Origin of the sequence: Enterococcus pingfangensis, assembly GCF_005405205.1 — a bacterium.
GTDB lineage: Bacteria > Bacillota > Bacilli > Lactobacillales > Enterococcaceae > Enterococcus_A > Enterococcus_A pingfangensis.
Genome location: NZ_BJDP01000013.1, coordinates 19,209 through 45,747, shown reverse-complemented (window position 1 = coordinate 45,747; position 26,539 = coordinate 19,209). Strand labels below are relative to the sequence as shown.

The window sequence follows — 26,539 nt, the reverse complement described above, 5'->3', positions numbered from 1 at the left end:
TATCGAACACCTTTGGAAGTATTTTTGAGTTACGTAAGTATTGATGATTTGTCTAACTTAATTTGACAATTAAGATTATTAAAATTTAAATTGATTGATTACTTCACCTTGTCGGATTATTTTGCTGGATTTGTACTGTGCATAATTGGTTGCACAGCATAAGGCTTCACGATATGTCTGATATCGTTTTTCTTGTTGTTCACCAGCAAGTGTTTCCACTTGTACAAGATATTTCATCGCCCTCTTCCTTTCAAATAACTAACGACAAACAATTTTTTTAGAGCATTGAATTATATAAAGCAATGATCTCTTCTAATGATGCCTCACGCGGATTTCCGGGTGTGCAGACATCACGTGCCGCATCCTCAGCGATTTGTGCCACGTCTTCTTTTTTCACTCCAAGTTCTGATAAACTTTGTGGGATACCAACATCGATCCCTAATTGTTTCACCGCTTGAACGGCCGCCTCTCGAACTTCTGCCAATGCCATTTCAGCAGCTCCTGGAATGCGCATCGCAATAGCAATCTCACGATATTTTTCACCCGTATATTCTTTATTGAAATCCATAATCAATGGCAATAACGTCGCACAAGCTACCCCATGAGGTGTATTATACCAAGCGGATAATGGATGCGCCATCCCGTGAACCAAACCCAAGCCAACATTTGAGAATCCCATTCCAGCGATGTATTGACCCAACGCCATTTCTTCACGTGCAGTTTGTTCTCCAGCAACAGAATCACGCAATGACTGACTGATGATTTCGATTGCTTTAATGTGCAGCATATCCGACATTTCCCACGCACCGTTAGTAATAAATCCTTCAATCGCATGCGTCAATGCGTCCATTCCCGTTGATGCACAAAGCCCTTTAGGCATACCCATCATCATATCGCTGTCAATAAAAGCTACCACTGGAATATCATGCGGATCAACACAAACAAATTTACGATGATTTTTTGCATCAGTGATCACATAATTAATCGTTACTTCGGCAGCAGTTCCTGAAGTCGTCGGTACAGCAAGAATAGGTAAAGCGGGATTTTTCGTATCTGCCACGCCTTCTAAACTAATCACATCTGAAAATTCAGGATTGGTTGTGATGATCCCGATTGCTTTAGCCGTATCAATCGGTGACCCGCCGCCAATCGCTACAAGATAGTCTGCTTCAGCTGCCGCACAAGCTTTCACACCCGCTTGAACATCTTCAATCGTAGGATTCGGTACGATTCCATCATAGATTTCATAATCAAGTCCTGCAGCTTTTAAAACATCGATCACCTTAGTCGCGACTTTGAATTTTAATAATCCACTATCAGTAACAACTAACGCTTTTTTGAATCCACGTTTGATTGCTTCGTTTGCTACCTCTTGGATCGCTCCTTTACCAAAATAAGAAGTTTCATTTAAAATCATTCTGTTTACTGTCATTGATTTTCTCTCCCTTTTTGTGCTTTATTTCACAACTAATTATCTCATAAACAGAAACCGTTTTCTATATCTTCTGATTGCAAATATTTGTTGCAAAATAACACCATATTGACAATTATTTAAGAATAATATTTTTCATACTGAAGAATAAATCCATTCGCTTCGCTTTTCCGAAGTTGCTTTGCATGCATTTTTTAATCAGAATAATCCACTTAAAATTGCAAGCTGTCTATTTTTTTCATCTTCTGTTTTCAAAACGTGCTAAACTATGGTTATCTTGGTAAAAAAGTGAGGGTATTTATGAAAGGGATTATTTTTGATTTCAACGGAACGATGTTTATGGATTCTGATCTTCATGAGGCGGCTTGGCTGCATTTGATCCAGAAGTATTCGGAGAAACAGATGACTGCAGAAGATATTTTGAAAAATATTCATGGTAAAACAAATGACGTTATTTTACGGCACTTTATTTCAGCAGAATTAGCGGATGATCAGGTCGATAAATTGGCGGATGAAAAAGAAGCGTATTATCGCAAACTGGTTTTAGCTAGTCCTGGTCATAATGAGTTTACGAAGGGTTTGAGGGATGTACTGAATTATGCGAAGGAGGAACAGATTCCCATGACAATCGCTTCGGCGTCGCCAAAAGTCAATATCGATTTCTATTTTGACTATTTGAAGTTGGGTGATTGGTTTGATTACGATAAAGTCGTGTATCACACTGGCGAATTTCCTGGAAAACCTGCGCCAGATATTTTTCTGGTCGCCGCAAAAAAAATTGCGCTGGATCCTGAAAATTGTTTAGTGGTCGAAGATTCTTACTCCGGATTGCAGGCGGCACAAAATGCGGAGATTGGAACGATCGTAGCGATCGATCCGTTTGGCAAAAATCAATCCGTCTTCACAGCAGAAGGATTGACTCAAGACGGGATCATTCAAGATTTCACGACGTTTATTCCAACTTATTTGCAATAAAAATTTGAGGGTGCGACAGTTGAGCGGTCTCAAGAAATCAGCAGGGATTTCCGAAAGCTGCGTCTCTTCATGAAATCTCAGCTTATTTTTTGAAACTGCTGGAACACCGTTTATTTGAAAAGGGGATGTGACAAAATTTTGTCACATCCCCTTGCGTATCTTTTTGATGAAAAGTTATTTTTAGCTAGCTGATTGTTGCGCCTAATGTGTTTTTGAAATGATTCAGTGCCCACGTGTGGCCGATCTCATCAAAACTTGCGACGGCTTTTTCTGGAATGGTTAATTGATAGCCAAGATTATAGGCATCTACAGCGGTATGCAACACACAAATATCTGTGCACACGCCGGTCAAACAAAGTTCCGTGATTCCGCGTTCACGCAGCCGAATATCTAGATCCGTGCCGCTGAATGCAGAATAATGGCGCTTATCGAGCCAGAGAATTTTTTCATCTGCTTGATTTGCTTGATAAAAATCAGCCAGTGACCCATAAAGTTTGCGGCCGCTAGTCCCGATCACATTGTGCGGTGGAAAGAGTTTATTTTCTGGATGGTGGCGATCGTTGGGATCATGACCATCGATTGCAAAAACGACTAAATCTCCTTGTTGGAAATAATCTTTTGTTACAGCTACTAACGCTTGTTCAATCGTCTGACCAGCTGCTCCTGTGGTCAATTTTCCATCGGTTGCTACAAAATCATTGGTGTAATCAATCGAAAGTAATGCCCGCACAAAAATTCCTCCTACTCTTCCTCAGCTTTTTTTATTTTAAATGATTTACAAACTCTATTACTAGTTGTGCCGATAATGTACCCGTCCGATTAACGAATTCTTCATGTGTTTCTGTTGCTTCGCTGTCAGCTGTATCGCTGATTGCTCGTACGATCAAAAATGGAATCCCAAATTGTGCGGCGGTATGTCCAATCGCGGCTCCTTCCATCTCAACGGCTAATGCATCGGGAAAGGCAGCTTTGATCTCATAGATTTTTGCTGGGCTGCTAACAAACGTATCACCTGAAACGATCAGTCCAACATGGGCGGAGTGATTTAATTTTTTGCTGGCTTCCAGCATCTCTGTTTTTAGATACGCAGATCCATCGTAATAAAGCGGCATTCCAGGAACTTGTCCCAATTGATAGCCAAAGGTCGTTGCGTCTACGTCAAAATAAGCTACTTTGTCGGCGATCACTAGATCCCCGATAGCTAGTCCTGTTCCAATCCCGCCGGCTGTTCCGGTATTAATCACCATGTTGACTTTGTATTGTTGGATCAAAACAGCTGTAGTGATCGAAGCTAAAACTTTTCCGATCCCTGATTGGACGACAATTACTTCATGATTACCCAAACTGCCTGAAATGAATAATGCGCCTGATTGTTCCCAAGATAATGGGTGTTCCAAACTTTCACGTAATACTTTTACTTCTGGTTCCATTGCACCGATAATACCGATTTTCATAATCTTTCCCCTATTTCGTATAAATTGTTTTTTTTACTATTTTTAGTAGACTCGTTAAATAAAGAATACGGCTAGCATAACGACGATCAACAGTAATAAGACAAAAATGATCGCTTTATTTAAAAAACTGCCTCGTTCTTTTTGTTTGACTCGCTCGCTGCTGCGAGATTTCGTGACTGGTTTATTTTTTTTGAGTTCCTTCCGATAGACTGAGCTGATTTCTTTTTCTCTTTTTTCGTAGACTCGTTCAGCGGCCTCACGTTGTTCTTGGGCCAAACGTTCCTGCTCTTCTTTACGTTTTCTCAATTCGCTGCGCGTCACCAATGGTGATTGGCTCATGCGTGATCCTCTCCTTGTTCCTGCTGATTTATTACTTGTTTTTATATTGCCATAATTCCCAGTAATTGACTGCAAAAATTGTCTTGGCGTCGCAAATCAAGCCTGTTTGGATCGCCTCTTTGGCTTCATCCAACGTCAATTCATAAAGTTCTAAGACTTCATCGTCATCTTGTGGTCGAGGATTTTCAACTTTGACTAAGTCAGTAGCGCTATAAATATATAATTTTTCATTGGAAAAGCCTGGTGATAGATACATTTCATTTATGTAGGATAATTTTTCAGTCCGATAGCCGGTCTCTTCTTCTAATTCGCGCAACGCTGTCTTTTCAGGCTGTTGTCCTTCGCCAGGATCGATTTTACCTGCGGGGATCTCCAACACAACTTTTTCCAGCGGTTTGCGGAATTGCTTGACCATGATGAGTTTGTTTTCCTGCGTGATTGGAATGATCCCAACGCCGCCGTGATGGAAAACCAATTCGCGTTTTGCCACTCCGCCCATCGGCAACGCAACATCGTCTAAATATACATCAATGATCTTCCCTTTGAACAATTCTTTCCGTTCAATCGTCTTTTCTTCAAAATCTTTATACTCTAACATCGCGGCATTTTATCCTCCTTCGTTCTAACCCTCGATTCAAAATTTTTCGCATAATTACTATAAAAATGGAACCGACAGTCCGAATGACTTTCACTCGATAGTTCTGCCCTATTGTATCACAGAAAATTCTTATGTTTTTTCTAAATATGAAAAATCCATCTTTAGTCCGATACTCTTTCTATAGAATTTCATGCTATGATGAGCGTGTAAAGAAATCAAGGATTCAGACTATTTATGTGAAGGGTTATTACTAGACTAGGAGGATTATTATGCGAAGGAAATTATTCCCTATCATCATCGCAGCAATCGGCGTTCTCGCTTTCTTTGGAGGAGACTTCGATGATTATATCGTCTTTTTAATGTTGGTCGTTGGGTCTTGGCTGATCTATCGCGGATTTAGGGGAAGAAAAGCGCGGCCGCAAAAAGAGGAGCTGCCATCTCTAAGCAAAGAAAAAGAAGCTTATTATAAAACAGTGGGTATGAGTGAGCGTGAAATCGAATTGTTTCGCGAAACAATGAATCTTTCCAAACAACAGATTTTCCGTCTGCAACACAACATCCAAAAAAATGCGAAATTAAAAGCGATCGACTTGCGTCACGATACGTTAAAGGCTGCCAAAGCTTTGTTCAAAGAATTGGTGAAAGATCCTAAGCGTCTGCCGGAAGCGAGCCAATTTCTTTATACTCATTTACCGAATATCGTTGATCTAACCGATAATTATGTCGAAATCAACGGTCATGAAGTCAAGACGAAAGAAGTTTATGGTAAACTAGAAGAAAGCGCACAGATCATCGATCAAATGGCTGATTTAATCGTGAAAGACTACCAACAATTCGTAGCCGAAGACTTAGACGAGATGGACGTTGAGATCTCGATCGCAAAGAAAAATCTTAAGCACGATCCTAATCTGTCCACAAAGTAAAAATAACGAAACAAAAAAATCTAGCTGAAGCTAGATTTTTTTGAACAGGAGGAACCAACGTGGAACCAGAAAACAAACAACCGATCAAACCCGTCGACAGTACGCTAGACGACTTGCTTAGCAATCCTTTCGGCACCGATTCTTTGACCCCTGTCCAACAACAAGAAATCTCTCACTTGCAGTCGCAAGAACAAGCAGATCGCTTAGTCGATAAATTACCCGCAGAACGCCAAGCTCAAGCACGGGAATTAGCTAAAAAAATCGACATCAATGACTCGCAAGCAGTCATTGGTTACGGTGCGACCACTCAAACTAAATTAAGTGAATTTTCACAGTCCATGTTGAACACCGTTTCAGCACAAGACATCGGACCTGTCGGCGATTCGTTGAATCAATTGATGTATCGCTTAAATGAAGCCAACCCCGATGAATTGCGGGTCGGTGAAGGCAATATTTTCCAAAAAATGTTCGGCAAAGTCAAACAGTCTATTTATGAGATCACTACTAAGTATCAAAAGATCGGTGCTCAAATCGATAAGATCGCAACCAAATTGAATGTCGAAAAAGACGGTTTGCTGAAAGACAATCAAATGTTAGAGACGCTTTACAATAAAAACAAAGATTATTTCGATGCTTTGAACATTTACATCGCCGCCGCAGAACTAAAAATGGAAGAAATGAAATTGACTACGATCCCTGAAGCGACAGAAAAAGCGCAAGCTTCCGGCGATCAAATGGACGTTCAAATCGTAAATGACTACACACAATTTTTAGATCGTTTAGACAAACGGACGTATGATTTAAAATTGGCTCGCCAAATCACGATCCAGCAAGCACCTCAGATCCGTTTGATCCAAAATACGAACCAAGCTTTGGCGGAAAAGATCCAAGCATCGATCAATACGGCGATTCCTTTGTGGAAAAACCAAGTGGCGATCGCATTGACTTTATTGCGCCAAAAAGATGCGTCTACCGCACAACGCCAAGTTTCTGAGACGACAAATGATCTATTGAAGAAAAATTCAGAAATGTTGAAAATCTCAACTATCGAAACGGCTAAAGAAAATGAACGCGGCATCGTGGATCTTGATACGCTGCAACAAACACAAAATGATTTAGTCGAAACACTTGAAGAAACTTTGCGGATCCAAAAAGAAGGCCGTGAACGTCGCCAAGCCGCTGAAATCGAGATTGGTCATATGGAAAATGACTTGAAACAAAAACTGATGGAATTAAACTCCGGTCAATAAACTGGACAGTGCTATTCCTAACTTAATCTAAAAAATGATGCTAGAATAGTTCGTGTTGGTGGAAAATCGCAACTGGTTTTTTACCAACATTTTTTTGTAAACAAATCAAACAGAGTCTTTCAATAGATCATTGAACTAGAAAATTGCTCGGCTCAACCGATAGAAATTTGCGATTTACGAAAGGATGTACAACTACTTCTATTCAATTTTGTCTCCCTCAACGTGGTTTGACGGAGCACAAAAAAAGCATGCCGAGGCATGCTTTTTTTATGCTTTCATATATCCTAACACGACACCGCCGACGATGATCAGCAGACAGCCGATAATGACATAATACATTTCTTTTTTTGTTTTGTGTTCTCCTAACAAGAAGATCCCGCCCAGCGTTGAAATGATGATCCCCATTTGCGACAATGAGAAACCAATCGCTAAACCAATGTTTTGGACAGACAATAACATACAGATATTCCCGATTCCCCACAATAAGCCTGAAGTCATATTGCGCCAAACATAGCGATCGACTTTTGCTTTGCGAAAGGCAAAGAAACTAGCCCCGACCAACATTCCGACACTTTGCGGCAAAATGATCGCTAATGGATCAAGACCTGCCCATGTGATAATAATCGTGTAGACTCCGTAACCCAAGGTCGAAAAGATCAATGCACGAAATCCTTTACCAAAGTCCAACATCCCATTATCTACTTTAACGCCGCTTTCGTCATCTTTGCGTGCCGTTAAGTACGCTCCTAAGACAAGCAAAGCCAACGCGATGAAACCAAAAATAAAATCTTTTGTTTTAGTCCATTCATGGAAGAATATTGCACCGGCGACGGTATTCAAAATCAATTGAAAACCGGTTGAGATCGGTAAACCGACCGACACTCCCATAAATTTCATCCCGTGAAACTGACCATTTTGGCCGATTGACCAGAAAAAGCCTGATAAGAAACCAATCAACGCAATCCAGCCGCTCATTGCCGGCTGAACGATGAAGAAGGTCACTAATGCAAAAATAAACGCGCCCATCGTCATTCCTAAAGTTTGCTGGTTAGCGTCGCCGCCTAATTTTCCACTTACCAAACCAATGCTTCCCCATGCTACCATTGGTATTAGGGCAATCAAAATACTCATATACTTACTCCCTTCAATTCACAACTGGAATAGTTTAGCGAAAAAAAGGAAATTTAGCAACAAAAAAACAAAAAATTATCGTTTTTCATGATAATAATCTAATCGAGGGAAAAATAAAGTCATCGTCGTTCCTACATCCATCGTTGATTGTACGGTTAAACTCACACCAAGTTTTTCTGCCAGCGTCTTAGCCAGATATAACCCCAGACCGGTAGAATGCTGTTGTGCTTTGCGGCCATTTTCGCCAGTGAAACCTTTGTCAAAGATCCGACCTAAATCTTCTGGCGGAATACCGATTCCGCTATCTTGCAAGCTTAATTCAACGCCCCCACTTTTCGCTGTGATCTCAATAGTAATCTGCCCATGATCAGGTGTGTATTTGATCGCATTGCTCAATAGTTGGCGGAAGATAAATTCGATCCACTTCGCATCCGTCAACACGCTGGCATCCTCTTCTGTAAGTGTTAATTGCAGATTTTTTTGGATAAAGTAATTTGCCTGGCTGCGGATGATCGGCTGAACGATTTTTTTCAACGAATATTCTTGGATCAAATAGTCATTCACAAATTCATCCGAACGAGAATAATATAAAATTTGTTCAACATACTCATCGATTTGCTGAAGCTCATTTTGCAATAAGAAAAACTTATCATCCGGAATATCAAATTCAATCGAATTTAAGATTAAGTCTACCGCTGCCAGCGGAACTTTGATCTCGTGGATCCACGAGTCTAAATAATCTTTTTGATCTTTTTGACTGCTCAGTAATTGCTCGGTCAGCAAGTGATGCTGACGGACTTGCTGGTTTACGTATTCCTGGATTACCCGTTCTTCATTGCTGGTTGCGGATTCGATAAACTGCTGAAGCTGCGTATCGTCTGATTGGTCAAATGATCGGTACCATTTTTTGCGCCGCTGGTAGTCGATGGTGAAAAAAAGAAAAACCAAAAACAGCTGCAAGAGCAATAAATAGCTGAGATTGTCCCAAAAACCATGCAGATTCGGTGTTAACCAAACCATCCCGATCAACAGCAAGCTCAACACTGCCCAGCCTAATAAAACCAGCAAACGATCCTTTAAGTAGTTAATAAATGTCATACGCGCTCCTCGCTCATGGGACGATGTAGCCTTGTCCGACTTTTGTTTGGATATAATCTTTAATCCCCGCTTGTTCGATTTTGCGGCGCAGACGGTTGATGTTCACGGTCAATGTGTTGTCGTCAACAAAACGTTCATCATCCCACAATGCCCTCAGCAACTTATCTCTGCTCAAGATTTTGCCGTGCTGCTTCATCAAAATAAACAGCAATCGGTATTCGTTTTTACTGAGATCCACAACTTCTTGCTGGATTGTCATGCTGCTGTTATCGATGTTCAGTGTGATCCCGTTATGTTCTAGCGCTTCGCCGCTTTCAGCGTAATTGTATGAACGCCGCAGCAGTGCGTTGATCTTTGCGACTAAAATATCGACCTGAAAAGGTTTCGTGATATAATCGTCTGCCCCCATATTCATCGCCATGATTTGATCCATATTGGTATTTCGGGAAGAAATGAAAATAATCGGGACTTTGGACACTTCACGGATCTTTTGACACCAATAATAACCGTCATAAACCGGCAGATTGATATCTAATAAAACAAGCTGCGGCGCAATTTGTTCAAATTCTTCGAAGACTTGATTGAAATCCGCTGTTTGATACACATCAAATCGCCATTTCGTCAATTCTTCTCCGATCAATTGGCGGATTACTGCTTCATCTTCAACGATCATGATTTTCGCCACTCTATCTCCCCACTTTCTTTTTCTGGTTTTACTAACTTAATTAACAAAAAAACTGAGCAAGTACTTGGACTCTTTTTATCATCATAGCAAAGAACAGAAACGAAAGAAAAGGCGATTCTGCTTAATTTTTAGTAAAATCGATCAACCCTAAATTGTCGTCGATCATTCCGCCTTCGCCTGACAAGCTAAACGTGCTAAGACGCGGATTGAATTTGATCCGCAGCTCTTCTTGTAATTCCTCTTTTGAATACCCTTTGATCCAAAAATCGCCGATCTCTGATGGAATTTTTTCGTTATAATCGTTTTTTTCCATCTTACTTGAAATGATATTGATCGAAAATTGTGTCTGCATGTGGATCATCGCATGTTGTGAATAAGGCCCGACGCCATCTTCAAACGTTAATAACAGCACCTTGTCGCTGCCTAAGTATGACAAAAGTTTTGCTTTAGCCGCTTCATCCAATAAAATTCTCATCTTTATCCCTCCTAGTTTGATCTATTCACTCTTGTGTTGAGCTGAAAAAGCCTCTTTCTCTGATAGCATCAGACAAAGAGGCTTATTTTGCAAGTAATCTTACTTAGTCAATTGTTGATCTAGTTTGGTTAGATCGATTTGAGAATTCTGAGCTAATATCTCGCGGAAAAGCGGTAATTGTTTTTGGATTTGATCGGTTTGATCATTTTCTACTTGCATCACTAACAATGGTTCATGCAAGCTTAAACGCAGTAACATCCAACCTTTTCCATAGGGATCTGTCACCGAAAAACGTACGCCTTCTTGATTTTCAGGATTTTCGGCAAAACCCGCTTGTTTGGGCAATTCTGTTCGGAAGGTATCGATCATTTGTTGACCGATCGTTTTATAATCTTCCCCAGAGATCGTGTAGCGAATCTCTAATGTTTCCACGGGCTGTTCCAACTCAGCCATCAAATCCGTCAATTCTCGATTTTCTTTTTGCAATTTTGGCAATAGCATCAAAACTTTTGCGATCACATAGGCCCCGTCATCTAAAAAGTAATTTTCTTTAAAGGCTGCATGCGAACTAGTTTCGATCGCTAACTGGCAATCGATTCCTTCTTGATTAAGCTCGATCGCTTTGTTGATGACATTGCGGTAGCCAGAAATATAACGATACTGCTTGCCGCCTTTTTCTTCAATAAACCGTTTCAAATGATCCGAAGTCGGCGAGTTGGTCACGATCGTGCTGCCTGGATATTCTTGTAAAACAATCGCCGCCAATACCGCGATCAAATTGTTTCGATTGATCATTTGTCCATCTTTTGAAACGATTGCCGAACGATCAACGTCCGTATCGAAAATCACGCCAAGATCGGCTTGATTGTCTAAAACAGCCTGCTTGATGCTCGCCATTGCTTCTTTATTGTCAGGGTTTGGAATGTGATTAGGAAAATTCCCATCTGGTTCTAAAAACTGCGAACCGCTCGTATCCGCACCTAAAACAGCTAAAACTTTGTCGGCAAAATAACCGCCGGCGCCATTTCCCGCGTCAACAATAATCTTCATATCTTTCAACGGCTGTTTGCTGCCGCTGCCTTGTTGTATTTTTTCAACTAGATCCGCAGCATAACGAGACAACAAGTCGGCTTGCTGAACTGTCCCTTCAGCTGCCTCGCTAGCTTCCGTATGAGTCAAAATATAAGCGATATCCGCTTTTTCTGCACCGCTGACTTGATTGAAAATTTTGATACCGTTGAAATAAAATGGCAGATGACTGGCTGTCAGCATGATCCCCGCGTCACAAGCAAACTCTTTGAACTGTGTCGCCATAAATAAAGCCGGTGTTGTGGCTAAACCAAAATCCAATACTTCGCAGCCAGCCGCTTTAAAAACGTCGATCATCGCTGTTTTTAATGCCGGACCCGTTAAACGGCTGTCGTGACCGATCCCAATTTTAGGTTGCTTTATACCTTTATCTGCTAACCAATTAAGAATTCCTTGCGCAATCAAACGAGCTTCTTCAGCCCCTAAATTTTTTACTTTGTCCTCGGTCGTGATAGCGATCCCACGAATATCCGAACCATTTTGCAACTTCGATAATTCCATTGATGAATTCCTCCTTATTCCTATTTATGGATTTATTTTTCTTTTAGAAAAATAAGTCTGATTTTCATACCGTATACCATCCAACTATGTGACTCCAGCTTTTTGCTGGTTTACCTACTTTTTCTATTTTACTAAATATATCACCTGCGAAAAGTTGGACTGGCATCCTTATTCCTATTTATGGATTTATTTTTCTTTTAGAAAAACAAGTCCGATTTTCATGCCGTATACCATCCAACTACGTAGCTCCAGCTTTTTGTTGGTTTACCTACTTTTTCTATTTTATTAAATATATCACCTGCGAAAAGTTGGACTGGCATCCTTATTCCTATTTATGAATTTATTTTTCTTTTAGAAAAACAAGTCCGATTTTCATGCCGTATACCATCCAACTACGTAGCTCCAGCTTTTTGTTGGTTTACCTACTTTTTCTATTTTATTAAATATATCACCTGCGAAAAGTTGGACTGGCATCCTTATTCCTATTTATGAATTTATTTTTCTTTTAGAAAACTAAGTCCGATTTTCATGCCGTATACCATCCAACTATGTGACTCAAGCTTTTTGTTGGTTTATCTACTTTTTCTATTTTACTAAATATATCACCTGTGAAAAGTTGGACTGGCATCCTTATTCCTATTTATGGATTTATTTTTCTTTTAGAAAAATAAGTCTGATAATTCTACTTTTAGTTTATTATACCAAAATTCCCGAAAAAGAAAGCCTTTTCCGGGAATTTTTATCAATTTAACCAACTTTTTCTAAATAACACGTGATTTTGTTTTCTTTTTTGCTTGCCGTTTTTTTTGCCAACGGATTCGCCATGCGACCAATTGTTCCATTACAAAAGTCAATCCTTTGAACAGCCAATAGATTCCGACTGTCAATGGAATAACAAAAAACAAATTGCGATTCCAAAGTTTATCGAAATCGAAGAACGTCCTGAAAAATAAATAACAGCTCAAGTACGCAACGCTCAGTAAAGTGATCAAAGCGATTTTTTTCTTGTCGAGCGGAAAAGAAACTTTGTATAACACCAGCAAGCCGACACAACCGGTCAGAAAGACCGACATTGTCGAGGTCGCTTGATAATCCAGATTAAATAAATAGGCAGCCAGCTGAATGATCATTACCGCACTGATCACAGTCAGAGCACCCGGCAATGAAACGCGTAAAATATTATTTAAAAAGTCGCCCTTGATTCGTTCATAACTTGGTTTCAATGCTAAGAAAAAGGAAGGAATCCCTACAGTCAAAGCATTGATTGGTGTCAATTGGACCGGCTCAAAGGGATAAGGATTAGTGATGATCATAAAGATGATCGCTAAGATCAAGGAATAGATCGTTTTGACTAAATACATCGAGGCGACCCGTTCAATATTATTGATGACCCGCCGACCTTCATTCAAAACATTTTGCATTCGAGCAAAATCAGAATCCAATAAGATCACATCCGCAGCAGCCCGAGCCGCACCGCTGCCGTTAGCCATCGCAACACCGATATCTGCTTCTCGCAATGCTAAAACATCGTTGACTCCATCGCCGGTCATACAGACTGTATGATTTTCTTTCAAGGCTCGGATCAAAGAACGTTTTTGCTTTGGCGTGACCCGACCAAAAACCGTCTTTTGCACCACCAATGCCGAATAATCGATTGGTTCAGTCAAAGTAGACATATCGATAAATGCCGCCGCATTTTCGATCCCAGCTTTTTGCGCGATTTTTGAAACAGTCAATGGATGATCCCCAGAAATTACTTTCAACTGAACATCTTGTTCGGCAAAATACCCAAACGTTGCTCGTGCATTTTCCCGTAAATTATCTGAGATGATCAGCGTTGCCAACAGTTGCGGTTCTTCCTGCAGTTCATCTGTCAGCATTCCGGGATATTCAACTAAAACCAGTACTCGCTGCCCTTCTTCCAAATAGGGCTGGATCTGCCGCTGCATTTTTTCCGGCAGCTGTTTAAACATAAACTCTGGTGCGCCAAAAGCAAAACTACCTTGGTCTTTAAACGTTACGCCGCTCCATTTTCGGGCAGAAGAAAATGGAATAATTTTTTCCGCTTGCCAATTGCCAGCGGCCGGAAAAGCTTTGCGTAATGCATTAGCCGTAGCATTTTGATCTTTTAAGTGCTGCATCAGCGCACCCATGATTGTATTCAAGCGCTCATTTGAAATATCTTCCAACAATGCGGTTTCAAATTCCAAGGTGCCATCGGTGATCGTTCCCGTTTTATCTAAACAAATCACATCGACGCGCGCCAACGTTTCAATCGAAGGCAACGCTTGGACCAATACTTTTTTTCGCGCCAAGTTCGCTGCGCCCACCGCAAATGCGACACTCGTCAATAACATCAAGCCTTCTGGGATCATGCTGACTAACGCCGCAACAGTGCCTAACACTGCTTGTTGAATCGAATCGGAGGCTTGGTATTGACTATAAAACAAACCTAACCCGACTGGAATGATCACTACCGTTAAGACCGCAATCATGCGACTCAAGACTTTCGTCAATTCAGAATTTCCAGTCTTTTTCGTTTTAGCTTCGCTCGTTAATTGTTCTGCGAAATTATCTTTTCCCACAGCCGTTGCTTGATAAAAACATTCACCCGCCGTTACAAAACTGCCGCTGAATAATTTATCTTGCTGTTTTTTTTGCACACGATCTGCCTCGCCGGTCAATAATGATTCATCTACTTCGACTCCAGCTCCCACTAACAAACGCCCATCTACAGGGACTTGGTCGCCATTTCGCAAATACAATGTCTCGCCTAAAACGATCGCCTCTTGAGCAATCTGCTGCAGGCGTCCTGCTCTCAACACGCTGGCCTTGGTCTTAGCTAAGACGGATAATTTATCGATCGTATGTTTAGCACGTAATTCTTGAACGATCCCGATCAACGTATTGATGATTACTACTCCGAAAAACAATGTATTTTTTGGTGAACCGACTAAGAGCACCAGCAACGCCAATACAAAGTTAAGGATGTTAAAGATATTAATCGTATTTTCTTTGATGATCTCTTTATCGGTTTTCAACAAATTATCTGTAACTTGATTGACCTGTCCTTGTTCTGTTTTTTGCTGAACCTCAGAATCAGTCAGCCCTTTTAAGTCTGCCGGGATCTCAACACCATCAAAATTTTCTTCCACCGTTTGAATTTCTTCCTTCTTTTTCATCCGGTTTCACCTCATCTCATCGCAATACTTCGGATTATTTGTTCTACTCTCTTTATCTTAACACGACTTATATTTTTAGGCGGACATCCACGCGTCTTTTTAAACGCGAAAAGCTGTACCAAAATAATTTGGCACAGCTTCAGGTCAAATATCTTTTGGTACATAAAAACTGCGATTGTCCATGCCGAAAATCCGCTCCGTATACGTTCCTGGTTCAGCATTTTTTACCGCGCTGGAAAGCATTTGCATCGAAGCATCAATGTTATCGATTTGATGCAAAATCTCTGCTTCCATAATTCTTGGTCGAACAGGCGACCCATATTCCAACAACCCATGATGAGATAAAACCATGTGGCGCAAAATGACAATGTCTTCATCAGCATCGTTGATCTTCAACTCGATACACGCCTTAGTGATTTCTTCATCAACTAATACAAGGTGACCTACCAGATTTCCAACTACTGTATATTCAGTCGAAGACGGTCCAGTCAACTCGATTACTTTGCCTAAATCATGAATGATGATCCCCGCATAAAGCAGTGACGCATTCAACTGCGGATATTCTTTAGCAATCGCTTTGCCTAAGCGCAGCATCGTTAATGTATGAAAGGCCAAACCGCCGGCGAAAGCATGATGGTTGCGCTTCGCCGCTGGAAATTCAAAAAATTCTTTTTGATATTTATTCAATAAAAAGCGGACGATTCGATTCCAATGCGCGTTCGTGATCTCGAACAATGTCTGATTGATCTCTTCTTCCATCTCTTCACGCTTGATCGGCGCGCGTTCCATATATAGCGCAGGATCATTTGGCTCTTCTGGTTTTGTCGTACGCAGATGGATGATTTTGACTTGCGGATTGCCTTGATACATCTCCCGCTTGCCGTTCAATAAAACGACTTGTCCAGCTTTATAGCGTTTGATTTCTTCTTCTGAGGCGTCCCAGAATTTGCCATCCACTGTTCCTGAAGTATCTTGGAACGTAAACGCGATAAATTTTTTCCCATTTTTAGCTAAACGGACATCGGCATTTTTGATCAATACATACATCTCAAATAACTCGTCGACCGTTAATTCTTTGATTTTTTTCATCGTTGGACTCCCTTCAATTCCCAGACAGGCTGGTGAAGCTCTTGGTAATAGCTTACCATTTCTTGATCAGATGACAAACAAATGATTTGATAATTTTGACTAAATTGTTGCAATAATTTAGCGAATTGATATTTTCGCTGATGATCGTAATGCAGCCAGCCGTCATCAATGATCACCGGACAGAGCGGATGCTTTTGCTGCAATGCTAGATACGCAAAACGAAACGCCATCATGACCTGATCTTTAGTCCCGGTCGAAAGATTGTAAAGACTCAACTGATCGACAGTCAATACTCCTTCCGTAAAATCTAACCGGCTATGTGCATTATTGGTCAATAGTTGAAAATAATCTGTCGCTTGGTTCAATAATTCCGGCAATTGCTGCTCGGATAATTCGGTCGCGATATCTTGCAATAATTGATTTTCCAACTTTGCTGCGGCATAATCGGCCGTTAATTTTTCAACTAGCGCTCGTTGCTGACTGGCTTGCTGATACAAACTGTCTAACGTTCCATCTGCTTGCATTTGCTGGATTTGCAGGCGTGATCTTTGCTCGTGCTCTTGTAATTGAAGCAGCTGTTGTTCGCTGGCTTGCATTGCTTGAGCTAAACCGGCTAACGCAGCTTCGATTTCTGCCAGCGTTGTCTCTTGTGTAAACAACGGAGCGACACTTTCCGTCAATTCTTGCAACCGAACTTGTTTTTGAAGGACTTCTGTTTCTCGCTGTAAAAAGGCCGGAATTTCTGCCGGGTACGAGAGCCCTAGTTTTTCCAACAACAACTGAGACTGAGCCAACAGTTGTTGCTGCTGTCTTTGCGTCTCATGGATACGCTGCTGCAGCACGGTATTTTCCTGATAGGTCTGTGCAAAACGAATCTGTTCCATTTCTTTAGCGAATTGCTCCAAAGTCGAAAGTTTTTCGGACAATGTTTTTTCATGCAGCGGCAGCCATTCCGCTAAAAAGGCAAAGCGTTGTTCTTGCTGCAGCAACGTCTGATGTAAAGTCGATTGCCGCTGCTGTAATTCTTGGCTTACTTGTTGCTGTGCCAAATAATTTTTAGCTTGCTGATTTTCTTGGATCACTGCAAATTCATTTTCGGTACTCGTCAAATTTCGTTGACGCAATTCTTTTTGGATTTGTTCTAACAATTGCTGATTTTTTTGCTGACTTTGGCTGAGTTTTTCTGTCGTTTCCGCCAGCTGTCCTTCATAAACATCCAATTGACCCAACTTTTCCTGCCACGTATCTTTATCAGCCGGTCGACTGCGCTTAGTGGCACCTATAATCGCACATGCTGCGGCAGCAATCAGCAAAAGATAGCGCACAGGAGCCGGGACTAAAAATGCTCCAAGCAATCCGATCACTGCTGCGACAAACAACCACGGCGGATTTTTTTTATTGTTAAAAAGTTCAGGATGCTTTTGTTCATAACTATTGAGGCTGGCTTCTGCTTGATCCCGCTGTTCTTTGACTAAACGCAAACGAATTTGCTGTTCTTCCAGCATTTTTTGCTGTGCTTGCAGCGGGGCAAAAAGCGCTTGGACCGCTGACTCATCTGCAAATGGCCGCGGCGGATTTTGCTGCCAATGAGCGGCGTTCGTTCCTGCTTGTGCCAATTTGACAGCGATCCGCTGCTCTTCATCCAACATCCGGCTGATAGCGACTTTTTCATCCAATAACTGCTGGATACGCAATTCATTTTCTAAATAAAAATAATACCGGGCGGAATCTTGATTGCCGCTATGTTGTTGCAATGCCGCATGCAGTTTTTCTTGTTCCTTCATCAATTGTTGATAGTCTTGATAAAATGTTTGCAGCTCCGCGCGCTGTTTTTCATCCGCTATTAACCACAGATCCATTTTATTCAGTTCTAAAAATTCTGCATAACTAGTCCAATTCATTCGTTGCTGTTCCAAAATCAATTGACGTTCTTGCAGTTGTCGTTTTTTTGCGGCCTCTTGTGTCACTTCCAGTTTTTCTTCGTCTGCTTGCCGGACTAATTGTTGGAAGCTCGCTTCTTGCGCCTCTTTTTCACTGATCTTTTGCTGCAAACTTTGATACTTTTGCAACGCTTGGTTCAACGGCTGTTTGCGCCCCCGCGGCCGATAAATCCCTTCATAGGTATTTTTCAACTGCAAGCGTTGTTCAAATAGTTCGTTGCTGCCGGATAACCCTAATGAAATCAGTGCTTCATGTAAATTTTCTTCGGTCAACGTTTCTAATTGCTGCAACTGTTCTTGTTGAAAGGTAAAGACTTGGCGAAAAAGCTGCAGATTCAGCGGATAGAGAATTTTTTCCAACAATTCTTCGTCACCTTGTTGGCCATCTTCTAACCAGACTTTGGCCTTGCCTTTATTTTTGTTCTTGTAACGCTCAATCGTCACCGTTCCATACGTCGCATGCACGATCAGCAGGCGTCCGCCAAAACCGCTGCCGTCATCTGGCGTGTAATCTTGCCCTTTTTTTCGTTTTGCCGGAAAACCAAAAAGGATTGCTTGGATAAATTGATACAATGTCGATTTTCCGGCTTCATTCAACCCGTAGACTAGTTGATTTTTTGATTCAAATAAGAATGTTTGTTGACGCCACTTACCAAAGCTGGTGATTTCCGCTTTTTTAATCCACATCGGCGTCCCTCCTAAAACGATAGCTGCGCGCCATTTTTTCTTTCAATAAAGCAACCGTATCGCTCCTGAATTCTTTATCCAGCAACTGATGCAGCTGCGGATTTTGTTCCAGCTCGCTCAATAGATCATTAAAAACGGCCGAAGCTTGATACGTTGTGATCAACTGATCGACCAACTCTTCATTCACCGCAAGATAGGGACGTTTTTGTGGTAACTCCGCTAAGGATACTTTCCATAAAAAAATTGTTTCGGGCACTTCTTCTTGTAAAGCAGTCAATAATTCACCTGAAGCCACTTGGTAAGCAAGCTCTTCGCCTAACCCTTCAGTCTGGCTAAACTCGATTTGCAATAATGTCGGCAGTTCAACGGTCAATTTTTTCAGCAGCGGAAACAGCTCGCGCGGCCGTTTCACATCCGTCAATGGGATCGTTCGTTTCTCCCAACGAACCGCTTCAACTGGGATCGGTTTGGCAATTAATTGATTGCCTTGGCTCTCAACTAGGCTGACTCCTGCCAGTGCGGTTTCTTTTTGGGTATGGCCTTGCGGTGTTCCTGGATAGATCACAAGCGGTTGCTGAGCTAAAACTTGTGGCACATGGATATGCCCCAACGCCCAATAATCATAGCCTTTTGTCAGCAATTCCGTCAGCTGAAACGGTGCATAAGGCATTTGTCCACCATGATACATTCCGATATGAAAATCCGCCGTACTTTTACGCGGAAAATTTGCGGCCATCGCTGTCTCGATTGTCGGATGTTGATAACTGAAACTCGTGATAGCAACTTTCTCGCCGGCATTTGTAACAAAATTTTTCGTCTCGACTTGTTCACCCGTGAATCGTTGGATATTATCTGGAAAAGCGAACCAATAACGTTCAGCTTGGTAAAAGTCATGGTTGCCGAAATTCATAAAAACAGAAATATCGGCTTCGGCTAAACGCGCCATCTCTTGAAAAAAGTAGCGCTGCGTTCGCAACGTCGGACGATTCTGATGAAACGTATCACCCGCCAGTAAAATGAAATCTACCGCTTGAACAAGCGCTGTATCAACGATATTTTTCAACATTTTTTGGTTCGCCGTCGTCAATTGTTCTTGAAAATATTCCGGCACACTGGTCAGACCTTCAAATGAGCGATCTAAATGCAGATCCGCTGCATGTAAAAATTTCATTTTTTTCCTCCTATCATAAGATCAAAATTATTCAATACGAGCTGTCCGCTCAAAGCAATCGTTGACTGATCAAAAATCTGTTGAATCGTCAATCTCGTTTATTTTACCATAAAAAAGCGAAAACTTGTTCGTATTTCAGTGACCTGTGCGTCTTTTAAAAAATATCTTTTAAAAAAGAAATTTAGTCTGAAAACTGATACAAATGTACAATGATTGCACAAAAGGATCCAACCTTTTCCTTCAAAATAATTTCAGCTGTCATTCAACTATCTGCTATTTCGATCCATTGACCGCAGATTCAAGCATAACTTTTCATCAAAGTCGACTGCCTGTTATAAACTAGAATAAAAAGGGAGGGCGCTGAAGATGGAACGAGAAGAACTGATCAAAAAAATTAAAGAATTATTGAATGAGGGCAATCTCGAAAAGGCTAAAACGTTTATCGAAGACCACAAAGAAGAGTTGGGCGATTACTATGACAAAGCCAAAAATTTACTAAAATCGGATAAATTGGATGATTTATTAGGCCAATTCAAAAAATTTTTTAAATAAAAACGTTAGGAACGCTGCTCAGATTGAGTCAGTTTTCCTAACGTTTTTGGCGTATTTTAGATAGTAAGTTGATTTATAAAAAAAAAGTTGTGACAAAAATTTTGTCACAACCTTCTAAAGACTAACCTTCGTATAATTCACGGATCGGTGTCATAATGATTCGGTTCAAGTCATTGATGATCATGCTGAAGGCTTGTTCTTTCACCATTAGTTCATTGATCAATTCTTCTTGTTGAACTTTTTCAGCTAATGCTTGTGCTTGCGCTGCATCTTCGTCGCTGAAATCTTCACCGCGCATTTGTTTTTCTTGCAAGCTTTGTTGGAATGCTTGGAATTCTTTGAATGCTGTATAAGCTGTTTCATTTTCCTTTAATTCTGCAAAAGCTGCTTCTAAAGATTTGAATTCTGGTAGTTCGCGAATTTCGCGTTCTAATCCGTTTGCTGAATCATAAATGTTTGCCATTTTTTATTCCCTCATTTTCTATAAAAGTTACTTTTCCATTGTAACATGAATGGAAACGGGTTCAAACCCTAATTTCCTGGTTGATATTGCTGCCACAATTCTTGCCCTTTTTCCATCAATTTATCAGCGCCAGCTTTGGCTTTTTCAAAGAAGTTCGCAGCACCTTCACTGGCTTTGCCGCCGATGTCTTTTAGTTCATCCCGCCATTCGCTTGTATCGGCATTTTGATCGCCTTGGTTCACTTGATCGGCTGCTACCACTTGACCGCCTGTCGCGTAAGCATCTGCCACTTCAAAAGAATATTGTCCGGCATAAGGCAAGATCGATTCTGCTTCTGCTTTGAAGACTTGACCGACCTCAGAGCCGCTCGTTCCGCTCAAATAGTGGGTCTCGCTGACTTTTTCAAAACCTAGCCAAGTTGAGATCACGATATTTGGTGTATAGCCGATGATCCATTGGTCATTGACCTTATTCGCATCAAAATTAGTTTCAGTCGTCCCGGTTTTACCTGCAACTGTAAAGCCAGCCGGTGCAGCTTGGGCCGCCGTTCCATTTGAGAACGTTCCTAATAACATGCTGGTCATTTCGTTTGCGACTTCTTTTGAGATGACTTGTTCATATTTAGGTGAGCTGTTGTCTTCGATTACTGCGCCGGTCGAATCAATAATTTTAGTAACTAAATGCGGTTCATAAACTTTTCCTTCGTTGGCAAACGCGCCATAAGCCGCCGCCATTTGTATCGGTGAAGTCCCTTTTTCTAATCCGCCTAAAGCCAAGCCATAATATCGATCAGATTTGTCTAATGAAATCCCAAATTCCTCGACTTTGTTATAACCTTTATTCAAGCCAAGTTCGTGCAGCAACCAGACTGCCGGCAAGTTTAAACTTTGAGCGACCGCCTGATACATCGCTACCTCGCCTTGAGTTGTTCCATCATAATTTTTTGCGTCGTAATACGATTGCGGTTCATCTTTCAAAATACTGTCTGGCTTATAACCCGCTTCTAACGCCGGTGAATAAACACTCAACGGTTTGATCGTCGAGCCTGGTGAACGCCGCATTTGTGTTGCGAAGTTGTAGCTACGGAAGATGTGTTCACCGCGCCGTCCGACTAGCGCTTGAACGCCGCCGGTTTTAGGATCTAACGCCACTGAAGCAGATTGCGGCATCGCCCCATCTTCTGCATCCGCCGGGAAGTTGGCCGTGTTTTCGTAAACAGCATCCATTTGTTTTTGATAATCCTGATCTAACGCGGTGTAGATTTTATAGCCTTTATTTAATAAATCTTTCTCTGAAATACCATAGCATTCGACTGCTTCATCAATGACCGCATCAAAATAAGAAGGATACCGATACCCCGCATCTGCTGATGAATACGTGTCGTTCAATTCCCCACTAAGATCAACGGCTTTTTCTTGCGCCGCTTGTTCTTCAGTCAGCTTGCCGGTTTCTACCATGACTGAAAGAACGGTGTCACGGCGATTCACGGCATTCTCCAAATTGTCGATTGGATTGTAAATATTCGGACCTTTCAACATACCAACGATCGTCGCAGCTTCTCCGAGCGATAATTGATTGGCGTCTACGCCGAAATACTTTCTCGAAGCATCTTGAACACCCCAAACTCCGTTGCCGAAGTAAGAATTATTCAGATACATCGTTAAAATCTGTTCTTTATCGTATTTCTTTTCGATCTCGATCGCCATGAAAACTTCCTTAGCTTTTCGTTCTAAGGTTTGATCCAAACTTAAGTAAGCATTTTTCGCCAACTGCTGCGTCAATGTACTCCCGCCGCCAGTGATATGACCGGAAGTGATCAATCCTATCGCAGCCCGTGCGATCCCTTTGATATCAAAACCATGATGGCTGTAGAAATTTCGGTCTTCCGTTGAAACGACCGCATCCTTTAAATAGGAAGAAATTTGATCGCTTTCTACATAAGTTCCTTTTTGTCCATAGAGTGAACCGGCCTGCTCATTTTTTTTATCGTAGACCACCGTTGATTGTTTCAAGCTGGATTGCAGCGTCTCTACATTGACTGATTTTGCCAAGAAAAATAAATAGACACTCATCACCAAAACACCAACAAGTGTTAATAATAGCAAGATTTTATTGACGTGGTATTTTTTCCAAATCCGTTTGCGCCAATGATGAAACCGAATCAAGTAAGGCTTGGCCCATTGCCAAAATATTTTTGTGCCGCTGCTAAATTTCTGCCAAAAAATTTTTGCGCCTTGTTTAAATTTACGCCAAATTTCCTGAAAATCCATTTTTTGATCTCCATTCTATTAAAATTCAGACACAGTGTACCATAAAACCCATCCTTAAAGCTTGGGTCTTGAGACTGACACTTGCAATATTCTAGCATGGCTTCTCAAGGAAAAGCTGATTTTTTTCTTAAATATCCGTTAAAAGTGATACAATAAGCCAGAAAATAAAATTTTTGCTACTTTCAATGAACAAAACAAGGAGCGATCTAATGGAATTTACGATGACTTTGCCCCAGCAATTTACTGAAATGACCGTCAAAGACTTACTAGAAAAAGAATGGCTCGTACCGCGTAAAGTACGGCATTTTATTCGGACTCGTAAAGGGTTGTTGATCAACGGCGCAACGTGTCACTTTCAAGATTCGGTTCATCCAGGTGATCGTATTACCGTCTTGCTTGAAACAAACGACTATCCCGAACGCCAAATTTTAGTGGGTGATCCATCTTTGATCACTGTTTTGTATGAAGACGAGCACTTGATCATCGTCAACAAACCAGTCGGTATGAAAACACATCCGAATCAGCCCGCTGAACAAGACACCTTATTAAATCATTTGGCGGCGTATTTAGCACCTGATCATCAACCGCATGTCGTTCATCGCTTAGATAAAGAAACTAGCGGCGCGATTTTATTTGCAAAAAATCCCTTTGTACTGCCAATCTTAGGAAGATTGCTGGAACAAAAAGTGATTTTCCGCCGTTACCAAGCATTGGTCCACGGCAAGCTGACACAAGATTTGACGATCAATAAAAAAATTGGGCGCGATCGCCATGATCGTAGAAAACGCCGGATTGATCCCAAAGGCGGCAAACCTGCCGTGACACATGTGCAGATCGCCCGCTCATTTCCAAATCAAACCGCTGTTTTTTGTCAATTGGAAACCGGTCGAACCCATCAGATTCGCGTTCATTTAGCCAGTATCGGCCATCCATTAGTTGGTGATCCGTTATACAGCCAAGCTGAACGACAACGTTTGATGCTCCATGCGTATGAATTGCATCTGACACATCCGTTTACTGATCAAAAGATCTCTGTTCAAGCATTACCGGGATTGTGGACATAGAAAAGGTTGTGACAAAAATCTTGTCACAACCTTTTCTAATGCATCGTCATCCCGCCAGTAACGTTAAGTGCTTGGCCGGTCATATAATTTGCCAACGGACTTGCTAAAAATAAAACGACGTTGGCAACATCTTGCGGCGTTCCTGTTCGACCTAACGGCACTTGGCTGATGTCTTCTTGCCGAATCTCTTCTGCGCTCAATCCTCGCAGCGCACCGCCTTCAACTCTTTCTCGTTGTTTCATCTCTGTCTCAATGATTCCTGGACAAACAGCGTTGACTAAAATTTGCTTTGGTGCAACTTCAATGGCTAACGTTTTTACTAAACCTAGTACCGCATGTTTGGAAGCAACATACGCCGCCATTCCGCGGTAGCCGTTTTTACCGGCTTGCGAAGCGATCACGATCAGTCGCCCTTTTTTACCGTGGTCGATCATCGCGCGAGTAAAATATTTGGCTGCTAAATACGTGCCACGAGTATTGACTTGATAGGTCTTGTCAAAATCACTCGTTTTGCTTTCTACTAGAAAATCCATCGTTGAGATTCCCGCCACATCCACGACGGTATCAGGAACTAAATTCAATTCGATCAGCTGCTGACTCAACGCCGAAACTTCGGCTTCTTGGCTGATATCCAAATGTATTTGAAAATAGTTTTGATCTGCCGGATGCAGTTCTGTAAAATCGTAGGCGATATCTGCAGCGATCACAGTCGCTTGATTTTCTAAAAACGTCTCAACGACCGCTTTACCGATCCCCTGACTGCTGCCGATCACTAATACGATTTTTTCTTTTAATTCTGGAAACATTTTCTCACCTAGACCAAATGGCGTTCAAAAGGATCATCGCTGATTCCTTCGGCAACGACTTTTTTCGACCATTCTTTAGCAGAAAATAGTGAATGATCGCGATAGTTTCCGCAACTGATGATATCCGTTCCTTGAACGTCTTCCCATTGAGTTTTTTCAGCGATTTCTTCCAATGACTCTTTCAACGCCACCGCAACTTCATGAGCAGTCGGTTCGCCCCAAACGATTAAATGAAACCCTGTCCGGCAGCCAAATGGTGAGCAATCGATCACGCCGTCTAAACGATCGCGTAATAGATCGGCTAATAGATGTTCGATCGTATGCAAACCCGCTGTTGGGATCGCATTTTCGTTAGGTTGAACAAAACGTAAATCAAAATTTGTGATCGCATCGCCTTTTGCGCCGTCTTCTTTAGCAATCAAACGTACATAAGGTGCTTTTACCTTTGTATGATCTAATGTGAAACTTTCTACTTCTGCCATGTTTGAAACACTCCTTTTAGTTTTCTAAATAACTTACTGGTTTAACAACTTCGATTTTAGTTCCGTTGAATTCTTTTTCGATATATTTTTGAATCGTTTTATTGTGGTACAACTTCACTAATTTCTTGAAGTTGGCATTGTCTTCATTATCTTTAGCCGTCGCCAAGATATTGATATTGTTTTTTGTACTTTGATCAACTTTTTCATGATAGATAGAATCTTCCAATACGTTCAAACCGCCATCTAAAGCGACTGTATTAGAGATCAACACTGCGTCGACCGATTTCAATACGCGTGGACCCGTCGTGTCATCAATTTGTTTGAAAACCAATTTTTTAGGGTTCTCAGCAATTTCTTCCACTCCGCTCAATGGACCAAAATCATCGCTCAATGTGATCAAGCCAGCTTCTTGTAATAATAATAAGCCACGGGCTGTATTCGCTGGATTATTGGCGATCGCAACTGTCGCACCATCAGCAAGGTCATCCAATGATTGAACTTTTTCAGAATAGATCCCTAATGGTTCCAAATAAGTTGTCCCTAAATTCACCAATTGATTTTTCTTGTTATCTTGATTGAACGCTTTGAAATACGAATACGACTGAAAGGCATTCACATCGACACTGCCGTCTGCTGTCGCCTTGTTTAATTGTACTCCGTCAGTGATCTCCTTGACTTGAATCTTCAAGCCGGCTTCTTTAGCTTCCGGACTGTCAGCAATATGCTGCCAAATTTGGAAATCAGAACCTTGCGAACCGACAACGATCGTTTTCGATTCTTTTTTTTGCGACTGACCACTTACTTGATGAATCCCAAAACCGGCGGCTACCAATACCACCACTACGCCCAAAAGAGCTAATAATTTTTTCATACTTTTCTCTCC

25 protein-coding genes are annotated in these 26,539 nt (G+C 41.4%); 5 read left to right on the top strand and 20 right to left on the bottom strand.

Annotation, left to right across the window (positions count from 1 at the left end):
- Nucleotides 1-78 precede the first annotated feature (78 nt).
- Together FFM63_RS09805 and fucO are read right to left on the bottom strand one after the other, a co-directional pair.
- Complete coding sequence (locus tag FFM63_RS09805; RefSeq protein WP_171000218.1) at nt 79-237, bottom strand: hypothetical protein; 159 nt, start codon at nt 235-237, stop codon at nt 79-81.
- Nucleotides 238-277: 40 nt separating this feature from the next.
- Nucleotides 278-1,432, bottom strand: coding sequence for a lactaldehyde reductase (fucO, locus tag FFM63_RS08605; protein WP_137609885.1), 1,155 nt, complete (start codon nt 1,430-1,432; stop codon nt 278-280).
- 300 nt (nt 1,433-1,732) lie between these two features.
- On the opposite strand from fucO, the gene FFM63_RS08600 reads away from it, so the two are divergent.
- A complete protein-coding gene (locus tag FFM63_RS08600; RefSeq protein WP_137609884.1) occupies nt 1,733-2,407 on the top strand; it encodes an HAD family hydrolase in 675 nt (224 codons plus the stop codon).
- A gap of 184 nt (nt 2,408-2,591) precedes the next feature.
- Here FFM63_RS08600 and FFM63_RS08595 read toward each other — a convergent pair whose 3' ends face one another.
- Genes FFM63_RS08595 through FFM63_RS08580 form a run of 4 tightly spaced genes read right to left on the bottom strand, consistent with a single transcriptional unit; the run spans nt 2,592 to nt 4,798 of the window.
- Entirely contained in the window at nt 2,592-3,137 is a 546-nt protein-coding gene (locus FFM63_RS08595; RefSeq protein ID WP_137609883.1) for a cysteine hydrolase family protein, read from the bottom strand.
- A 31-nt stretch (nt 3,138-3,168) separates the two neighbouring features.
- Nucleotides 3,169-3,861 carry a 5'-methylthioadenosine/adenosylhomocysteine nucleosidase gene (locus FFM63_RS08590; protein WP_137609882.1) on the bottom strand — a complete coding sequence of 231 codons (693 nt, stop codon included), beginning with the start codon at nt 3,859-3,861 and terminating at the stop codon, nt 3,169-3,171.
- A 54-nt stretch (nt 3,862-3,915) separates the two neighbouring features.
- Nucleotides 3,916-4,200, bottom strand: coding sequence for a cell wall synthase accessory phosphoprotein MacP (gene macP / locus FFM63_RS08585; RefSeq protein ID WP_137609881.1), 285 nt, complete (start codon nt 4,198-4,200; stop codon nt 3,916-3,918).
- 31 nt (nt 4,201-4,231) lie between these two features.
- Nucleotides 4,232-4,798, bottom strand: coding sequence for an NUDIX hydrolase (locus FFM63_RS08580; RefSeq protein WP_137609880.1), 567 nt, complete (start codon nt 4,796-4,798; stop codon nt 4,232-4,234).
- A 269-nt stretch (nt 4,799-5,067) separates the two neighbouring features.
- Here FFM63_RS08580 and FFM63_RS08575 point away from each other — a divergent pair, with 269 nt between their 5' ends.
- Together FFM63_RS08575 and FFM63_RS08570 are read left to right on the top strand one after the other, a co-directional pair.
- Entirely contained in the window at nt 5,068-5,721 is a 654-nt protein-coding gene (locus tag FFM63_RS08575; RefSeq protein ID WP_137609879.1) for a 5-bromo-4-chloroindolyl phosphate hydrolysis family protein, read from the top strand.
- Nucleotides 5,722-5,780: 59 nt separating this feature from the next.
- The gene (locus FFM63_RS08570) at nt 5,781-6,971 is read left to right on the top strand and encodes a toxic anion resistance protein (protein WP_137609878.1); all 1,191 of its coding nucleotides are present in this window, start codon (nt 5,781-5,783) and stop codon (nt 6,969-6,971) included.
- 267 nt (nt 6,972-7,238) lie between these two features.
- On the opposite strand, the gene FFM63_RS08565 is transcribed toward FFM63_RS08570, so the two are convergent.
- The 9 genes from FFM63_RS08565 to FFM63_RS08525 all read right to left on the bottom strand — a co-directional run bounded on the left by FFM63_RS08565 (nt 7,239) and on the right by FFM63_RS08525 (nt 20,019).
- Entirely contained in the window at nt 7,239-8,102 is an 864-nt protein-coding gene (locus tag FFM63_RS08565) for a GRP family sugar transporter (RefSeq protein ID WP_137609877.1), read from the bottom strand.
- Nucleotides 8,103-8,177: 75 nt separating this feature from the next.
- Entirely contained in the window at nt 8,178-9,200 is a 1,023-nt protein-coding gene (gene sapS / locus FFM63_RS08560) for a two-component system sensor histidine kinase SapS (protein ID WP_137609876.1), read from the bottom strand.
- 13 nt (nt 9,201-9,213) lie between these two features.
- Nucleotides 9,214-9,885, bottom strand: coding sequence for a two-component system response regulator SapR (sapR, locus tag FFM63_RS08555; protein ID WP_137609875.1), 672 nt, complete (start codon nt 9,883-9,885; stop codon nt 9,214-9,216).
- A gap of 121 nt (nt 9,886-10,006) precedes the next feature.
- Nucleotides 10,007-10,360: an iron-sulfur cluster biosynthesis family protein gene (locus FFM63_RS08550; protein ID WP_137609874.1), complete on the bottom strand. Its 354-nt coding sequence runs from the start codon at nt 10,358-10,360 to the stop codon at nt 10,007-10,009.
- 99 nt (nt 10,361-10,459) lie between these two features.
- Complete coding sequence (locus FFM63_RS08545) at nt 10,460-11,950, bottom strand: phosphohexomutase domain-containing protein (RefSeq protein WP_137609873.1); 1,491 nt, start codon at nt 11,948-11,950, stop codon at nt 10,460-10,462.
- A 761-nt stretch (nt 11,951-12,711) separates the two neighbouring features.
- Nucleotides 12,712-15,132 carry an HAD-IC family P-type ATPase gene (locus tag FFM63_RS08540; RefSeq protein ID WP_137609872.1) on the bottom strand — a complete coding sequence of 807 codons (2,421 nt, stop codon included), beginning with the start codon at nt 15,130-15,132 and terminating at the stop codon, nt 12,712-12,714.
- Between the two features lie 144 nt (nt 15,133-15,276).
- Entirely contained in the window at nt 15,277-16,221 is a 945-nt protein-coding gene (locus FFM63_RS08535; protein ID WP_137609871.1) for a 3'-5' exoribonuclease YhaM family protein, read from the bottom strand.
- Nucleotides 16,218-18,848: an ATP-binding protein gene (locus FFM63_RS08530; protein WP_137609870.1), complete on the bottom strand. Its 2,631-nt coding sequence runs from the start codon at nt 18,846-18,848 to the stop codon at nt 16,218-16,220. Before FFM63_RS08530 ends, FFM63_RS08535 begins: the two co-directional genes overlap by 4 nt.
- Nucleotides 18,838-20,019: a metallophosphoesterase family protein gene (locus tag FFM63_RS08525; RefSeq protein ID WP_137609869.1), complete on the bottom strand. Its 1,182-nt coding sequence runs from the start codon at nt 20,017-20,019 to the stop codon at nt 18,838-18,840. Before FFM63_RS08525 ends, FFM63_RS08530 begins: the two co-directional genes overlap by 11 nt.
- Before the next feature lie 366 nt (nt 20,020-20,385).
- Between FFM63_RS08525 and FFM63_RS08520 the strand changes: the two genes are divergently transcribed.
- On the top strand, nt 20,386-20,571 hold the full coding sequence (locus FFM63_RS08520; RefSeq protein WP_137609868.1) for a hypothetical protein: 186 nt from the start codon (nt 20,386-20,388) through the stop codon (nt 20,569-20,571).
- A 121-nt stretch (nt 20,572-20,692) separates the two neighbouring features.
- On the opposite strand, the gene FFM63_RS08515 is transcribed toward FFM63_RS08520, so the two are convergent.
- Both FFM63_RS08515 and FFM63_RS08510 read right to left on the bottom strand, forming a co-directional pair.
- Nucleotides 20,693-21,034 (bottom strand): YlbF/YmcA family competence regulator, encoded by a 342-nt coding sequence (locus FFM63_RS08515; protein ID WP_137609867.1) that lies wholly within the window; start codon nt 21,032-21,034, stop codon nt 20,693-20,695.
- A 68-nt stretch (nt 21,035-21,102) separates the two neighbouring features.
- Nucleotides 21,103-23,304 carry a PBP1A family penicillin-binding protein gene (locus FFM63_RS08510; RefSeq protein ID WP_137609866.1) on the bottom strand — a complete coding sequence of 734 codons (2,202 nt, stop codon included), beginning with the start codon at nt 23,302-23,304 and terminating at the stop codon, nt 21,103-21,105.
- Nucleotides 23,305-23,513: 209 nt separating this feature from the next.
- Between FFM63_RS08510 and FFM63_RS08505 the strand changes: the two genes are divergently transcribed.
- Nucleotides 23,514-24,368: an RluA family pseudouridine synthase gene (locus FFM63_RS08505; protein WP_137609865.1), complete on the top strand. Its 855-nt coding sequence runs from the start codon at nt 23,514-23,516 to the stop codon at nt 24,366-24,368.
- Nucleotides 24,369-24,403: 35 nt separating this feature from the next.
- Here FFM63_RS08505 and FFM63_RS08500 read toward each other — a convergent pair whose 3' ends face one another.
- From FFM63_RS08500 to FFM63_RS08490, 3 genes are read right to left on the bottom strand one after another with little or no spacing between them, the layout of a single operon-like run.
- The gene (locus FFM63_RS08500; protein ID WP_137609864.1) at nt 24,404-25,174 is read right to left on the bottom strand and encodes an SDR family oxidoreductase; all 771 of its coding nucleotides are present in this window, start codon (nt 25,172-25,174) and stop codon (nt 24,404-24,406) included.
- A gap of 8 nt (nt 25,175-25,182) precedes the next feature.
- A complete protein-coding gene (locus FFM63_RS08495) occupies nt 25,183-25,656 on the bottom strand; it encodes an S-ribosylhomocysteine lyase (RefSeq protein WP_137609863.1) in 474 nt (157 codons plus the stop codon).
- Between the two features lie 16 nt (nt 25,657-25,672).
- Complete coding sequence (locus tag FFM63_RS08490) at nt 25,673-26,527, bottom strand: MetQ/NlpA family ABC transporter substrate-binding protein (protein WP_137609862.1); 855 nt, start codon at nt 26,525-26,527, stop codon at nt 25,673-25,675.
- Nucleotides 26,528-26,539 lie beyond the last annotated feature (12 nt).

Bases quoted from the DNA above. Each gene is read 5' to 3' on its own strand.
- FFM63_RS08495 (WP_137609863.1), bottom strand. From the start codon at position 25,656: ATGGCAGAAGTAGAAAGTTTCACATTAGATCATACAAAGGTAAAAGCA.
- FFM63_RS08520 (WP_137609868.1), top strand. From the start codon at position 20,386: ATGGAACGAGAAGAACTGATCAAAAAAATTAAAGAATTATTGAATGAG.
- FFM63_RS08535 (WP_137609871.1), bottom strand. From the start codon at position 16,221: ATGAAAAAAATCAAAGAATTAACGGTCGACGAGTTATTTGAGATGTAT.
- FFM63_RS08550 (WP_137609874.1), bottom strand. From the start codon at position 10,360: ATGAGAATTTTATTGGATGAAGCGGCTAAAGCAAAACTTTTGTCATAC.
- FFM63_RS08580 (WP_137609880.1), bottom strand. From the start codon at position 4,798: ATGTTAGAGTATAAAGATTTTGAAGAAAAGACGATTGAACGGAAAGAA.
- FFM63_RS08530 (WP_137609870.1), bottom strand. From the start codon at position 18,848: ATGTGGATTAAAAAAGCGGAAATCACCAGCTTTGGTAAGTGGCGTCAA.
- FFM63_RS08500 (WP_137609864.1), bottom strand. From the start codon at position 25,174: ATGTTTCCAGAATTAAAAGAAAAAATCGTATTAGTGATCGGCAGCAGT.
- FFM63_RS08515 (WP_137609867.1), bottom strand. From the start codon at position 21,034: ATGGCAAACATTTATGATTCAGCAAACGGATTAGAACGCGAAATTCGC.
- FFM63_RS08510 (WP_137609866.1), bottom strand. From the start codon at position 23,304: ATGGATTTTCAGGAAATTTGGCGTAAATTTAAACAAGGCGCAAAAATT.
- FFM63_RS08540 (WP_137609872.1), bottom strand. From the start codon at position 15,132: ATGAAAAAGAAGGAAGAAATTCAAACGGTGGAAGAAAATTTTGATGGT.
- FFM63_RS08575 (WP_137609879.1), top strand. From the start codon at position 5,068: ATGCGAAGGAAATTATTCCCTATCATCATCGCAGCAATCGGCGTTCTC.
- FFM63_RS08505 (WP_137609865.1), top strand. From the start codon at position 23,514: ATGGAATTTACGATGACTTTGCCCCAGCAATTTACTGAAATGACCGTC.
- macP (WP_137609881.1), bottom strand. From the start codon at position 4,200: ATGAGCCAATCACCATTGGTGACGCGCAGCGAATTGAGAAAACGTAAA.
- FFM63_RS08590 (WP_137609882.1), bottom strand. From the start codon at position 3,861: ATGAAAATCGGTATTATCGGTGCAATGGAACCAGAAGTAAAAGTATTA.
- fucO (WP_137609885.1), bottom strand. From the start codon at position 1,432: ATGACAGTAAACAGAATGATTTTAAATGAAACTTCTTATTTTGGTAAA.
- FFM63_RS08545 (WP_137609873.1), bottom strand. From the start codon at position 11,950: ATGGAATTATCGAAGTTGCAAAATGGTTCGGATATTCGTGGGATCGCT.
- FFM63_RS08525 (WP_137609869.1), bottom strand. From the start codon at position 20,019: ATGAAATTTTTACATGCAGCGGATCTGCATTTAGATCGCTCATTTGAA.
- FFM63_RS09805 (WP_171000218.1), bottom strand. From the start codon at position 237: ATGAAATATCTTGTACAAGTGGAAACACTTGCTGGTGAACAACAAGAA.
- FFM63_RS08565 (WP_137609877.1), bottom strand. From the start codon at position 8,102: ATGAGTATTTTGATTGCCCTAATACCAATGGTAGCATGGGGAAGCATT.
- FFM63_RS08600 (WP_137609884.1), top strand. From the start codon at position 1,733: ATGAAAGGGATTATTTTTGATTTCAACGGAACGATGTTTATGGATTCT.
- FFM63_RS08490 (WP_137609862.1), bottom strand. From the start codon at position 26,527: ATGAAAAAATTATTAGCTCTTTTGGGCGTAGTGGTGGTATTGGTAGCC.
- sapS (WP_137609876.1), bottom strand. From the start codon at position 9,200: ATGACATTTATTAACTACTTAAAGGATCGTTTGCTGGTTTTATTAGGC.